8 protein-coding genes are annotated in these 14809 nt (G+C 40.0%); 2 read left to right on the top strand and 6 right to left on the bottom strand.

What is annotated here, in order from left to right; genetic code table 11:
* The 3 genes from B4F91_RS09005 to B4F91_RS08995 form a co-directional block, all read right to left on the bottom strand.
* A partial coding sequence (locus B4F91_RS09005; RefSeq protein ID WP_288635581.1) for a cyclomaltodextrinase N-terminal domain-containing protein occupies positions 1–422 on the bottom strand: 422 nt, incomplete at its 3' end.
* Positions 422–1915: a tryptophan halogenase family protein gene (locus B4F91_RS09000; RefSeq protein ID WP_286938061.1), complete on the bottom strand. Its 1494-nt coding sequence runs from the start codon at positions 1913–1915 to the stop codon at positions 422–424. The genes B4F91_RS09005 and B4F91_RS09000, both read right to left, overlap by 1 nt.
* Before the next feature lie 115 nt (positions 1916–2030).
* The gene (locus B4F91_RS08995; RefSeq protein ID WP_004587796.1) at positions 2031–4817 is read right to left on the bottom strand and encodes a TonB-dependent receptor; all 2787 of its coding nucleotides are present in this window, start codon (positions 4815–4817) and stop codon (positions 2031–2033) included.
* Positions 4818–5469: 652 nt separating this feature from the next.
* Between B4F91_RS08995 and B4F91_RS08990 the strand changes: the two genes are divergently transcribed.
* Positions 5470–7095, top strand: a complete 1626-nt coding sequence (locus tag B4F91_RS08990) for an alpha-glucosidase family protein (RefSeq protein WP_096041840.1) — start codon at positions 5470–5472, stop codon at positions 7093–7095.
* Positions 7096–7221: 126 nt separating this feature from the next.
* Here the strand turns inward: B4F91_RS08990 and B4F91_RS08985 are convergent, their stop codons facing one another.
* Positions 7222–7773 (bottom strand): TIGR00645 family protein, encoded by a 552-nt coding sequence (locus B4F91_RS08985; RefSeq protein ID WP_096041841.1) that lies wholly within the window; start codon positions 7771–7773, stop codon positions 7222–7224.
* 235 nt (positions 7774–8008) lie between these two features.
* On the opposite strand from B4F91_RS08985, the gene B4F91_RS08980 reads away from it, so the two are divergent.
* Complete coding sequence (locus tag B4F91_RS08980) at positions 8009–8251, top strand: hypothetical protein (RefSeq protein WP_004587793.1); 243 nt, start codon at positions 8009–8011, stop codon at positions 8249–8251.
* A gap of 119 nt (positions 8252–8370) precedes the next feature.
* Here B4F91_RS08980 and topA read toward each other — a convergent pair whose 3' ends face one another.
* Both topA and B4F91_RS08970 read right to left on the bottom strand, forming a co-directional pair.
* Positions 8371–11067, bottom strand: a complete 2697-nt coding sequence (topA, locus tag B4F91_RS08975; RefSeq protein ID WP_096041842.1) for a type I DNA topoisomerase — start codon at positions 11065–11067, stop codon at positions 8371–8373.
* 259 nt (positions 11068–11326) lie between these two features.
* Positions 11327–14752 (bottom strand): hypothetical protein, encoded by a 3426-nt coding sequence (locus B4F91_RS08970; protein WP_096041843.1) that lies wholly within the window; start codon positions 14750–14752, stop codon positions 11327–11329.
* Between the last annotated feature and the right edge of the window lie 57 nt (positions 14753–14809).

The following is a 14809-nucleotide window of genomic DNA, read 5'->3' as shown; positions in this document are numbered from 1 at the left end:
GTATCGTTTTGTTTATCACCATTAGCAAAGCGATCTGGGTTAATTAAATAAAGCGTATCAGCTGATGTAAACCCTTGACGCTGAGCGCTGTTTTTATCTCGCTCAAGAAGTGGAAACTCAAAGTTATTGCTTGTTTCGCTGCTATTAAATTCAAGCGTTCCGGCTTTAGCGGCGTCGGTAATGGTAATATTTAAAAATACATAATTTGGATTATCGGTACGGGTTACTTTATTTAACTTAACGCCGTTGTATTTAGCTAATTTAATTTGCTCGTTTGCAATGTTTTGCTCATGAACCATGATGGTAATCGTGTTTTTGTTCATGCCAACCCACCAATTAGCAGGCTCAACGTCAAGTGCGTAGCTAATAGTTGGTAAAGTACAGGCACTTACAAGTAAAAGTTTTTTTAAAAGTTGCATCATCAGGCCTTTTTAATTTTTGCTAAAAAATCTTTATGAGTGGGTAATTGATCTACCGTTGAGGTAATAAGCGTTTTTAGTGTTGAGAATAAATCGTTTAGTTGTTCACTACTGAGTGAGTCAACAATGCTGTTGTAATCTTCGGGGATAAGTCCTTGGCCAATAAACACCTGTTGCCAGGCAACTTCGGCAAATAATTCGTCGTTTTCGCGCACTACTTTGCCGGTTTGCTTAAATAATTTGAGCTTGTGAGCCAATGAGTCAGGAATGTCCATTTGCTTACATTGTCGCCAAAATGGGGAGTCCTCTCGCGCTGTTAGTGTGTAATGCAATATTATAAAATCACGAATGTGCTCTATTTCTATCACGCTTTGCTTATTAAATTCAGTAACTAAAGCTTCGCTTATGCCATTGTGTGGAAACAGCTTTATTAAACGGGTTACGGCACTTTGTATTAAATGAATACTGGTAGACTCTAGCGGCTCTAAAAAGCCACTGGAAAGGCCAACCGATACCACATTTTTATGCCATTGTTTTAACCGCCGTCCTGTTTTAAATTTAATCACCCGCGGCTCAGTCATTGGCTCAGCGGGTAAATTATTTAATAATAACTGCGTTGCCGCATCGTCAGATAAATAACGACTACAATACACCAAGCCATTACCTATTCGGCTTTGCAGCGGTATTTGCCACTGCCAGCCTGCGCTGTGTGCAATTGAACGCGTATAAGGTTTTAGCTCGCTAGTACCTTGAGACTGCACCGCTACGGCGCTATCACACGGTAAATAATGAGACCAATCGACAAAACCGGTGTTAAGGGTTTGCTCTATGAGTAAGGCGCGCTGGCCTGTAGCGTCTATAAAAAGGTCGCCGTTTATCTGCTGTGTGTTACCAAGGGTTAATGATTTTAACTTCCCTGATAGAGGGCATTGTTCAACCTGCTCTATTTTGGCATCAATATGCTCAACACCGCGTGATGTTGCGAGCTTTTTTAAAAACTCAGCATATAACGTTGCGTCAAAGTGATACGCATAACTCAAGCCAGGCAATTGTGTATTAGGTAGGGTATTTAAAGGTGCAAATTTATGCTGTTTAGCCGCTTGGTAGTTAAGAGAAAAATCCCATAAGCTTTCTTCTGCACCGCTAATATGCCCTTTTACCCAAAAATTGTAAAAATCGCAAAAGGGGAAGTCTTTTCCAAATGAGCCAAAAGCATGCATGTAGCTATGAGAGGGGGTTTTCCAATTTTCGAACTCAATTCCTAATTTTATAGATGCATTTGTAGCGTTTATAAAATCTTGCTCGTTTATACCCAGTGCATTGTTAAGTTGAATAATAGGCGGAATTGTTGCTTCACCCACGCCTATAGTGCCAATAGTACTTGACTCAATAAGGGTTATTTTAATTACTTTACCTAACACTTTATTAAGCAAGGCGGCTGTTATCCACCCTGCCGTGCCCCCGCCTGCGATTACGACGTGTTTTATTGGTTTCATATTATTGTCCACGTTTACAGTTTAAAGCTTTGTTAAGTTTGATAAAATTTAGATAAAGTAGCTATAAAAAAGCCCTTGTAAAACAAATTACAAGGGCTCCTACACACAACCTTTATTATAGCTTGTAGCTAAAGCCTAACAAGTAAGTACGTCCGTAATCTTGGTAGTCACGAACTTGTAGCGCGTTATCGCCAGAAAGCGATGTAAACGGCTCTTCTGTTAAGTTTTGAACTTGGAACTGAATTGATAACCCTTCAAGGCTTTCAACACCGGCCTCACTAAAGTCGTAGCCAGCTTGAATGTCCCAAATTGTTTCGCCTAGGATATCCACTTGCTCGGTATCAAAGCCTAGCCCGTATACATCACCTTTAAAGGCACTACGTTTACGCATGCTGGTACGCAGTTGAATACCATTCATTTCGTAGTAAACCGTTAAGCTTTGAATTTTATCTGAAAGACCCGGTAGCTCGTACTCATTACCGTTTTGATCTTCAATATCAGACTCAATACCTGTATGGCTTGCAATTAAACCAAAGCCTTCAAGTGACGGGTGGAAAATTTTAAATGGTAACGCTAGTGATAACTCGTAACCGTATAGGTCGCCGCCACCGCCATTTACTTTACCACTACCAGTACCTTCAGAAGTAGCTGGGATTTCACCTGTTGAAGGGTCAGCAACGCCCGACATATCAATTTCGTATGTGCCGTCAAAAATCCACTGGGTTAAGTCTTTATAGAAAAACGCAGCAGAGAAGTAACCTTCATCGCTAAAGTAGTTTTCGTACGTTAAATCGTAACCAGTTGCTTCTTTAGGCTCTAGGTTAGGGTTACCACCCGATACAGACCAAAAGTTACCATTTTCATCAGGCGTTGTGTTGTATGATGCATCAATAGATGAGTTCATTTCGTCCAAACGGGCGCGTGAGATTGTTTTAGCTGCACCAAAACGCACTGTTTGCTGCTCATCAATCGCAAGTGATAAGTTCAAACTTGGTAAAACGTGTGAATAATCGTGGCTAATATTGGTAGGTGATGCCACAACAATGCCATCTACAGTACTAAATGCATTACCTTGCGATGACTGGTCAGTGTGAACGTAACGTACACCGATATTACCCGTTAACGCTAAGCCGCTTACTTCGGCATTAATATTAGCTTGTGCAAATGCAGAGGTAATTTCTTCTTTTACGGTCCACGATTTAGTTAAATGGCTAGTATTTGTTAAGCTTTCATCAAGTAAGTCGTAGTAGCCGTCATTAACAAGACCATTTACATCGTAGGCAATCATATCGCCCATGCCAATAAAGTCTAAATCAACGCTGCCCATTCGATACTGCTCTGGCACGGTAACTAAACCCGGGTTATCAAGTGAAAACCCAGATAACGTCATAAAGAAGCCCTGCGAATCTTTGGTTTTTTCGCGCTCTTTATAAGACATACCAAATTCAATTGAGCTGAAGTATTCGTTTTCTAATACTTTAGATGCCGCTAGTTTTAATGTAGATAACTCATCTTCAATTGTAGGTGCATTAATGAAACCATCTTGCGCTTGGTTTTCATACTCGGTGCCGGTTAAGCCATATTTATCATTTAAAGCAGAGCTTGCACCCCATGATAAAGGACCACCTAATTGCATTAAGCTGTAATCGCTGTAATCTAAATCGTGAGTAAACGTAGCACCTGTATTACCACCGTTAAATGTGTAACCTAGGTTATCTGCAACACCGCGAGCATCGCCTCGGCCTGTTCCAGAGTAACTCTCAAGACTCCAAATTTTACGGTCTACTTGAGAGTAACTTGCGTCAAACTCTACTGACCACGAGTCATCAATATCGTATTTAGTGTTAAAGCCAAACGCGGTTAATTCTGCTTCACGCTCTTCGTAGTCGTTACGCACAACCACACGTTGGCCATTTGTTACCGCACTGGTAATAAAGCCACTTGCGTCATCTACAGCTACGCTTGCAGGGTCAATCGAACCTTGACCCCATGCGAATGGAATTTCGATACCACGTAAGATTTTTTCGTCTGTAAAATCAACATATAACGCATCAAACGTCATGTTTAATTTGTCTGTAGGAGCGGCCTCTAGCACGAGCATCGCTGAGTCACGTTCTAGGGTTGATGAACGTACAAATGGTTTTGCACCCCCTAATATAGAGTACGTTTGACCATCATCAGCAGTAAATTCAGGGTAACCCCAAGAGTTCCAACGTTTTTCTTGATTTGGAGAGCTCATGGTATTTAGTGCAAACGCAACACCTATGGTGTCATCTGCAAATTGATCAATGTATGAAATAGTACCGCGGTAACCATCGTCGTTACCGTCTGGGTTTAGTTTATCAAAGCTAGTTTGCTCGTATTGGCCGTTAACTTGAAATACACGCTCGCCTTTGCTTAAAGGACGTACTGTTTGCATGTTAATAACACCGGCAATACCTTCTGCTTCAATACTTGCATTAGGCGTTTTATATACGGTAACGCCGCTCATAATTTCTGATGGGTAAAGGTCAAACTCTACGCCACGGTTATCGCCAATAGATACTTGCTCGCGGCCATTAAATGTGGTGCCACTTTCGTTTTCACCAAATCCACGAATTGATACTCTACTTGCGCGACCATCTAGGCGCTGCGCCGTTAAACCTGGTAAGCGTGCAATAGACTCAGCAATAGACGAGTCAGGAAGTTTACCTATATCTTCAGCTGAAATTGACTCAACGACTTGAGTAGAAAAACGCTTTGTGTTGATTGATTCTACAACACTGCCACGAAAGCCTTTTACTTCGATAACCTCAACGTCATCATTTTTAACTGTATCTTCTTGTGCTGCTACAGAGGCAAAGCTTGCTAATCCTGCAGTAGCCATTGCCAACGTTAATATACTTGGTTTGAACATAGACATGATGTTTTCCCGTTACCCATATTGTGATACTCGCTTCTTTATTTGAGTGATAGTCAAACAGGCGAGCTAATTTTGTTGTCAGCATCAATATTAACGCTCGAATTATTTTATTAACAACTTTATGCATACGTATTCAGTACTATGCAAAAGGCTAAAAGTTAACAATGTGTTCACAAATAAAACTTTAACCTACTGTTTTAAATAGTTTTATATTGGTGCAACCTAGTGATTTATTATCATTATAAAAATACATCAATTATTTACCTGAAATCCCTTTGTCATCGTTTGTAAATAGCGTTAATTAAAGGTTTTTTATAAATTTACACGCATATCTTTTGTAAAGATTACCAGATTAAATTGGTCTGACCAAAGAGTGGAATCACCAAAGCTGTGCAGCCCTTTAAAAATAAGCACCAAAATAGTCAGCTGTTTTAGTTACACTTAAATAAACACAATTGGTAAAATTGCTGCAGCGGTTTTTATGGGTAACTTTCCGCTTAGCTTAAACCGCTTTTATGTAAGTAAATTAGCTGCATACGTATGCAGACTTTTTACAGAGCAGCACCCTTCACGTATGCTTTTTGAAAATTTAGTGATTGTTTCAATCAAACTAATAACAATATAAATACTGTGTGGAACGACGGAGAAAAGCATGGCCCAACAGCAGTGGTATAAAGGTGCGGTTATTTATCAGGTTTACCCGCGAAGCTTTCAAGACAGCAATAACGATGGTATTGGTGATCTTAAAGGGATAATTAATCGCATTGATTACATTAAAAGCTTAGGCGTTGACGCTATTTGGATTTCTCCTTTTTTCAAATCTCCAATGAAAGATTTTGGCTACGACATAAGTGACTATCGCGATATAGACCCCATATTTGGTGACCTAAACGACTTTGATGAGTTAATAGATCAAGCACATAAACGCGACATTAAAATTATTATTGACCAAGTGTTAAGCCATACATCAGACCAACATCAATGGTTTTTAGATAGCCGCGAAAACCAAAACAATGATAAAGCTGACTGGTACGTATGGGCGGATGCTAAAGAAGATGGCACAGCGCCTAATAACTGGTTATCTATTTTTGGTGGCGGTGCTTGGCAATGGGAGCCTCGTCGCGGTCAATACTATTTACATAACTTTTTAACCGAACAGCCTGATTTAAACTTTCATAACCCAGATGTAAGAAAAGCTGTTTTAGAAAACGTAGAGTTTTGGCTTAAAAAAGGTGTAGATGGTTTTAGATTAGACGCTATTAACTTTTGCTACCACGATGCACAATTACGTGACAATCCAGCAAAGCCTAAAGATAAACGCCAAGGCCGTGGCTTTAGTGAAGATAACCCATATGCGTTTCAGTACCATTATTATAATAACACCCAGCCAGAAAACATTGAGTTTATGCAAGACATACGAGCACTACTTAATAAATACCCGGGTACTGTATCACTTGGTGAAATTTCATCGGAAGATTCATTGGCAACAATGGCAGAATATACCCAAGGCGGTGATAAGCTGCATATGGGTTACAGTTTTGAGCTACTCACGGATGATTATTCAAGTGAATACATAAGAGAAACCGTACAGACTCTAGAGCAACGCATGACTGAAGGTTGGCCGTGCTGGGCGTTTAGCAACCATGATGTAGAGCGTGTTGCGAGCCGCTGGAGCCAAAATGGTGAAATAAACCCAGCACAATGCAAAATGCTTACAGCCCTACTTGCTTCATTACGTGGTAGCGTATGTATGTACCAAGGTGAAGAGCTGGGGCTAGGTGAAGCCTCTGTAGCATTTGAAGACCTACAAGACCCATATGGCATTACCTTTTGGCCAAACTTTAAAGGTCGCGACGGCTGTAGAACGCCAATGCCATGGGAAGGTAACAACACACAAAACGCAGGATTTAGTGCTGCTAAACCGTGGTTACCGGTTGATAGCGCGCATACGCAGCAGGCTGTGTCTGTACAAGATAAAGATGCAAACTCTATACTTAATGCTTATCGTGAGTTTATGGCATGGCGTAAACAGCATACTGTGTTATTAGCAGGCGATATTAAGTTTATTGATACTGCTGAGCCTATCCTCGCTTTTTACAGAACGCTAAACGAGCAAACTATGTTATGTGTGTTTAACTTAGCTGATAGCAATCAAACATTTGAGTTGACTAAAACAGTGACTGAGGCGCATGACTCACTATCTCACTGTAATGCTACTTTAGATGGTAATAAACTAAACATGAGTGGTTTTGGCTGTTACTTTGCTTTTGTAAAATAAGAATGCCCTGACTAATAATACTCAAAAGCCCGATTTTATCGGGCTTTTTTGTGCGCTCAAATAGTGGGACTGCTATAGCCGGTTTTAAGACGAAATACAGGCCACCAAACCACTCACTTAACCTTTCTAATGTGATTGTGTTTTACTATTTAAATAATCAGTGAGTGCAAATAACACGCCAGAGCTTACAAAGGTGACATGGATAATCACTTTCCAAAATAGCTCCTCACTTGAATGAATATTAGAATTAATAAATACCTTTAAAAGCTCAACCGCAGATATGGCAACAATTGCGCTAATAAGCTTCATTTTTAAGCCTGAGAAACCTACTTTTCCCATCCATGACGGCCTATCTTCGTGGCCCTCAATATTAAGCTTTGACACAAAGTTCTCATAACCACTAAAAATAATAATAAGTAATAAACCAGCCAGTAAAGCGGTATCAACGAGGGTAAGTACACCCACCAATAACTCTTGGTTTGTTGCACTAAAAGTGGCAATACCCATTAAATAAAGTTGCTTAAAAAACTTTATTAATAGCAATATTACAGCAAATAGTAGGCCTACAAAAAACGGGGCTAATAACCAGCGCCCTTTAAATATAAACGACTCTAAGCCCTGCTCTACTTTGTGTATTTTACGAGGCGTACTGGTTGGTTTTGCTTGGTGTTCTGACATTAACTTATCTTTTTATAAAAAAGCGACCTTAGCTTATAATTTATTACAACACAATTACTTATATAATTATTTAAGCGTAATTTACTCATCTTGACGATAAAAATTTTTCGTTATCTTTTATTTTAATTTCGATTAAAAATCACTACACCAACAGAGTTGTTCTGCATTGGGCACTATTTAAATACAGCTTTAAAATGTATTTAAATCGTAAAACCATTTATTTAGGAATCAACAAATGAATAAAGCATTGCTAGCATTAATAGTTGCACCACTTTTTGCTGTATCTGCAACGGTTGCAATCGCAGACGATGCACCAGTAGCTTCTGCACAAACAATTAAAGAATACACAGATATGTGTGTAAATTGGGCTAAAGATGATGATGTAAGTAACGACGATCTATTTGGCTATGTTCTTCAATGCGTTAATGATGAATTAGAGTCTGAAGGCTACAAAAAAGTATCTACTGTACAAATCTAAACAATAAAAAATATGCGGCTAATAAAGCCATTGCGACGCATATAATCATAAAAAAACCGGAATGACACAGGCTGTGTATTCCGGTTTTTATTTGTCTTAGGCTAAATAAATTTTAACGTTTATTCAGCTTCTTTTTTTGCTTTAGGTTTAGCTGGCGATTTTTTTGCAGCCGCTTTCTTTTTAGGCGCTGCTTTTTTCTTCGCTTCTTCTACCCATTTACCCGCTTCGTAGTGAGCAGTCCAGCCTGTGGCTTTTCCGTCAACTTCAGTCATCACGTATTGCGCTTTATTTTTACGGCTATAACGTACTACGGCTAAATTGCCATCAGGATCTTTTTCTGGCGCATCAGCTAAGTAATAAAACTTAGGTGAAATACGCTCTCTAAAACGCTTTAGCTCAGCCACTTTAGGCGCTCGCGTCTCGCGTGACTTAGGGAAGGTGTTAGCCGCCAAGAAAATACCTGCAGCCCCGTCACGTAAAACAAAATAAGCTTCTGACTTTTCACATTCAAGTTCAGGTATGTGCACAGGATCTTCTTTTGGTGGCGCAGCTTCGCCGTTTTTAAGTAACTTACGCGTATTTTTACACTCTTCGTTGTTACAGCCAAAATACTTACCAAAACGGCCCGATTTAAGCTCCATGTCTGAACCACATTTATCACATTCGATAATAGGCCCATCGTATCCTTTAATTTTAAAGGTACCTTGCTCAACGATATACCCTTCACATGCAGGGTTATTACCACAAACATGTAATTTACGGGTTTCGTCTATTAGGTAAGAGTCCATAGCCGTTTCACAGATTGGACAGCGCTTCATTTGCATTAATGTTTCAGTTTCAATGTCCTCAACATCTGCCGCAACCGCTTCATCCCCTGACACTAGGTTCATAGTGGTTGTACAACGCTCTTTAGGCGGTAAGTTATAACCTGTACACCCTAAAAACACCCCTGTAGATGCCGTGCGAATACCCATTTTTCTGCCACACGTAGGGCAGTCAATATCGGTTTCGACCATTTGATTAAGGCGCATTCCGCCTTGCTCTGGCTCATCTTTGGCTATGTTTAATTGCGTAGAAAAATCAGCATAAAACTTATCAAGAACTTGGGTCCATACACGCTCGCCTTCAGCGATATCATCTAAACGACCTTCCATTTTTGCTGTAAAGTCAAAGTTCATTAAATCAGTGAAGTTTTCAACCAAACGGTCGGTAACAATTTCGCCCATTTTTTCAGCGAAGAAACGACGGTTTTCTACCCGTACATAACCACGGTCTTGAATTGTTGAAATAATTGATGCGTACGTAGATGGACGACCAATACCACGTTTTTCAAGCTCTTTTACTAAACTTGCTTCACTAAAGCGCGCTGGCGGTTTAGTAAAGTGCTGCTTAGGGTCAAGCTCAATTAAACTAAGTACTTCGCCTTCTTTTACTGCTGGCAGCGATTGATCTTCTTCATTCTTTTTACGTACCGCAGGTTGCACTTTTGTCCAACCATCAAAGCGAAGTACTCGCCCTTTTGCTTTTAGTTGAAACTCATCAGCGGCCACAGTAAGTGTTGTTAAGTCGTACTCTGCAGGCATCATTTGACAGGCAACAAACTGACGCCAAATTAATTCGTACAGTTTTTTGGCATCGGCATCAACACCTTCAACATGCCCAGAAAGTACAGTTACACTTGAAGGACGGATCGCTTCGTGCGCTTCTTGTGCGTTGCCTTTAGAGCTGTAGCTAATTGGGTCTTTAGGTAAGTACTTTGCGCCAAACTCTTGGGTTACATAATCACGACACATTTCAACTGCATCTTTTGACAGATTAGTTGAATCGGTACGCATATAAGTAATGTAACCGCCTTCGTAGAGGCGCTGTGCAAGCATCATTGTTTTTTTAACGCCATAGCCTAAACGTGTACTGGCGGCTTGTTGCATGGTTGAAGTAATAAAAGGCGCACTTGGGCGGCTTTTGCTTGGTTTTTCTTCAACACTTATTACTTTATATTCGGCTGTCTCAAGGCTTTTAACTGCGGCTGTAGCCTGAGCCTCATTTACCGGCTTAAATGGCTTATCTGCTTGTTTGGTGACTTCTAAGCGTAATTGTGACTCAGTATTTTTAACATCGGCGTGTATATCCCAAAACTCTTCTGGAATAAACGCTTTAATTTCACGTTCGCGCTCTACTAATAAACGTACCGCAACCGATTGCACACGCCCAGCAGAAAGCCCGCGCGCTACTTTAGCCCATAATAATGGCGATACCATAAAGCCAACTACACGGTCTAAGAAGCGGCGTGTTTGTTGTGCATATACCATGTCGGTATTTAGTTCACCAGGTGTTTCAAACGCTTGTTGAATCGCATTTTTTGTAATTTCGTTAAATACAACGCGTTTATATTTTTCAGGCTCACCACCAATAATTTCTTGAAGGTGCCAAGCAATTGCTTCCCCTTCTCTATCCAAATCCGTTGCGAGATAAACTTGGTCTGCATTTTCGGCCAGCTTTTTTAACTCTTGAACTACTTTCTCTTTACCTGGCAAAATTTCGTAATGTGGCTCCCACCCTTTTTCAGGATCAATACCCATACGTGCAACTAAGTTAGTGTAATCTCGTTGCTGTTTATACGCTGCCTTTTCTTCAGGCTCCATTTTACGAACTTCAGCTGGCGTTTTAGTCGCCGGTACTTTAGCTTTGTTCGAACCTGAAGTAGGTAAATCACGCACATGTCCAATACTGGACTTTACGATGAAGTCTTTACCTAAGTATTTATTAATTGTTTTAGCCTTAGCAGGTGACTCTACAATTACTAGCGATTTGCCCATAGTTGCCTATTTCTAACCAAATATTTAAATGTGTTTTGCCGACATAAACGGCGCGAATATTTATAGGTATATCTACAAACACCTATTGTTACAAGCTTTTAATACAAACTTTTCAGTATTTACTGAATAAACAAACAATTTTTGTTGTTAAATTATACAAACCGGTGTTTTTAAAATAATTGCTGTGGAATATATAGAACACAAATAAAAAAGCCAACCTTAAGGTTGGCATTTTTTTAATTAAACAATTGACTACATATTAACCATCATCACTTATTGCAATTTGAGCTGTTGAAATATTGCCTTTACCAGTCGTAAACTCAACGGTTAAGAATCCTTCCGTTTTATCATTTCCTTCTGCTTCACGGCTAATTGATAGAGCTTCACCAAATGCAAAAGTTGCACTTGAATTGCGAATATCAAAACCGTCTGTACCGCTGTACTCACCATTATCAGCAGATATAGCTACATTGGTACCTGCAGGCATGGGGTTATTATATATATCAGAGTAGTAAACAGCGAAAGTTAATGCTGATAGCTGATTCCCCAAATCAGTACTAGTAATGTTGATAGAACCTACATCGCAGTAATCTGTGTTATCGGTTGCTTCTAAGCTCAAGATAATAGCGCCAGACTGAGTGTCAGCTTGACGATAGATATTATTACACTCTTCGATATCCTGTGCGAGCTGCATAGCATTATCAGTAAATACTGTAGGATCATCTATAACTGTTTCTTCTAATGCTTCAGCAAAGCGATTACGTAACTCACTTTTTGTGACCACAAATCTACTGTATGCGGTACTACCCGACATAATGATTTCAAAAGAATCACGAATATCAACTAGTTCTTTAGTACAAAGGCTTTCAAATGTGTCACCTTCTGTTGGTGTTGTTGCTTCTGCTTTACATACTAAACCATTGTATTTTTCATCAGCTAGCGTGTGCATGCCATTGAGATCAATATCCCAGTTTTCTTCAAAATGGCCAGCATTTGTGTTCTCTGGGCTACATGGATCATCACTATCGCCTTCTTGACAGTTATCAGCGGCTTTTATCACTGTCGCTGTAACAGGATCATAAATACCCGCTAAGCCATCATAAACACCATTTTCATTGTGATCGATAAATGCCTCTGTTAGATCATAACCACTATAATATTCGTTGGTATCAAAACGCCCATTTCCGTTAATGTCAATGAACGATTCTTGACCTTTAGCGGTAACAAGCACTGTTGCACGACCACCAAGAGGGACGCCATTTTCATTGAAAGCAGCATTTAAAATACCGGCCATACAAGGTGCTGCAGAACCAAAGTAAAGATCACAGTTAATTTCATTAGTTTTAGGGTTAATACTGTTAATTGTATTACCCCATTTTGCATCTGTGAATGGTTTTGGGTTTTGTGAACGCCATTGAGCAACGCACTGACCGTCGACTGTATTACACTCTAGCTGCGCATTAAATTCTGTACCATCAATGGTACCAATAGCACCCCCTTCAGTTGTTAAGTATACCGAAGTCCCATCAGGAACAGGGTTGTTAAAATGATCAGCTAAATAAACATTAACGTCTTCAATATCACCGGTATAATTTAACGCTTCAATATTGAAGTTAGTTGGTGCAGCGGTGAAACTATTGCCATCAGGTAAACCTGAACTAATCGAAACTAAATCAGATACTGTTATTACTTGCTCATCTAATGAAACTAGTGAGAGTTCTCCGGTTGGGCATGAAACATTGGCATCACGCTCTGCGTCATCAAGAAGACACTCATCATAAAGTTCTTTCCAGCATGTAACATTGTCGTTTTGGTCAGCTGGAATAAGTTCATCTGGGATGTAGCAAGCTTGAACACGCACAGCCTGAGGAACAAAACCAGAGTTCACTTGAATACGTGCTAAGCCTTCAGAATCTGTTGAAACACTAGCATGCGAATAACCGGTCGAATCTGTAACTTCAGAAAGTGATATGCCACCATTAGTCGAGCTTAAACGAAAATCTAAACGCTTTTGCTTTGCAGTATTACCTATTTCATCTGTTAATTTGAATGTAAGTTGGCTGATTTCTTTACGAGAAACTCCACCAGTCCCTTTTAGTGCAAGTACATTTTCTGATGCTTCAACAAATTCAATCGAGCTTACTGCGGCAGCCGATACAGGTACATTAACTGTAACAACTTTTGGTGTACCACCAGTAAGCACTGTCGCTGTAACCGTATCGCCTTGTGATGTGTTACAGCCATTACTTCGGTATGTCGCTGTTGCAATACCACTAATACTCGTTGCAGTACCATCCATTACCGCAAGATCAGATTCAACACAACCAGATGTAAATTCAACATCTAGTGGAGTTACAAACAAATCTCCATCTGTATCATAAATATTTACTGAAATAACCGTTGTAGCTCCAGCTGCTAGTGGCACAAATTCGTTATCAATCACATTGCCAGCTTCATCTAATTTATTATATAAACCATTTGAAATTTCAACACTTAATTCTGCTGTAGCGATTTCAAATGCTTTTGAAGCAGTAACTGATTTAGCAGTAACAGATACTTCTCCAGCACCACTGTTTGCCCCTGGCTGTAATTTTAAAATTGCAAAACCAAAGTTATCTGTTAGTGCTTTACCTGATTCTGGTAACAAGGCACCAAGGTCTGTAGATAACTCAGCTATAATGCCATCAATACCATCACCAGAACTTGTATCTGTGACTTTAATCATAACGTCAATAAGTTCATCAGAAGAGAATTGATTTACAACATTACATCCAGATGCTAGATAGGTGCCTTCGAGGGATGTTGTGTTGCGATTAGCATCCCAATCACTTGCACAGCCTTGTAATAACTTGATATCAAGCTCTGCTTCAGCACTTTCCACAGGTGCATCATCACCATTTGAAATAAAGCCTGCAACTTTAGTGATGCTATTACCGCTTTCATCCGTATAGGTAGCAACGACTTGACCCGCACCTTTTGAATCACCGCTACTGAGCGTTACGGAAGCTTGACCACTCGCGTCTGTTAATGCAGTACCTAACACAGGTGTGATTTTACCAGTGTAATTAGTTGTAAAAGAAATTAGCTGGCCTTGTAAAGGTTCATCTTCTTCTAACAAGGTAGCAGTAACTGTACCTTTATTATCTTTGCTAACGGGGTTATCAGCTGTAAATGGTGAACCAGTACTGTCTAAAATTGAAACATCAAGTTCAATAGTACCATTCACACTGGAGTCATCGCTCTCAGAGCCATCAGATGTGAAACCAAAGGAGTCACTGTATGTATCTTCACCATTAATATAGGTGGCGGTAATAATACCAGCCCCCGCAGTGTCGCCAGCCGTCAGAGTAATTGATGCTACTCCATCAGTGTTGGTTAAAACCGTGCCTGAAACTGGATCTAGCGATCCGATGTCACCATTAAGACTAAAATTGACTACTTCGCCAACAACAACTGCCCCACTATTAGTGAGCATTGCCGAAATAGTTAACGGTTCATCAGCTGTAACAGAATTCGCTTCATCTGTACTTGATTGACTATAGCCTTGAACAGACACTACATAATTTAGCTCTTCTGTTTCGTCACTTCCGCCAGTGGATGTATCTTTATCTAACGACCCACCGCCGCCACAAGCGGCTACCAATGAGCTTATAAACAAGATACTTAGCCATCGTAATAAAGGCATCGCCCTCTCCCTAGTTAGCTATTTATTATTCATATAATTGTTTACCTAATGTTAACC

Origin of the sequence: Pseudoalteromonas sp. UBA6610 (assembly GCF_002433295.1) — a bacterium.
In the GTDB taxonomy this organism is placed as follows: domain Bacteria; phylum Pseudomonadota; class Gammaproteobacteria; order Enterobacterales; family Alteromonadaceae; genus Pseudoalteromonas; species Pseudoalteromonas atlantica.
Note: the sequence above shows the minus strand (reverse complement) of the source record. Positions and strands in the feature narration are given on the sequence as shown.

What these genes read in the sequence shown, in the direction of transcription:
- B4F91_RS08990 (WP_096041840.1), top strand. Translation starts at nt 5,470, where the DNA reads ATGGCCCAACAGCAGTGGTATAAAGGTGCGGTTATTTATCAGGTTTAC.
- B4F91_RS09000 (WP_286938061.1), bottom strand. Translation starts at nt 1,915, where the DNA reads ATGAAACCAATAAAACACGTCGTAATCGCAGGCGGGGGCACGGCAGGG.
- B4F91_RS08995 (WP_004587796.1), bottom strand. Translation starts at nt 4,817, where the DNA reads ATGTCTATGTTCAAACCAAGTATATTAACGTTGGCAATGGCTACTGCA.
- B4F91_RS08970 (WP_096041843.1), bottom strand. Translation starts at nt 14,752, where the DNA reads ATGCCTTTATTACGATGGCTAAGTATCTTGTTTATAAGCTCATTGGTA.
- topA (WP_096041842.1), bottom strand. Translation starts at nt 11,067, where the DNA reads ATGGGCAAATCGCTAGTAATTGTAGAGTCACCTGCTAAGGCTAAAACA.
- B4F91_RS08980 (WP_004587793.1), top strand. Translation starts at nt 8,009, where the DNA reads ATGAATAAAGCATTGCTAGCATTAATAGTTGCACCACTTTTTGCTGTA.
- B4F91_RS08985 (WP_096041841.1), bottom strand. Translation starts at nt 7,773, where the DNA reads ATGTCAGAACACCAAGCAAAACCAACCAGTACGCCTCGTAAAATACAC.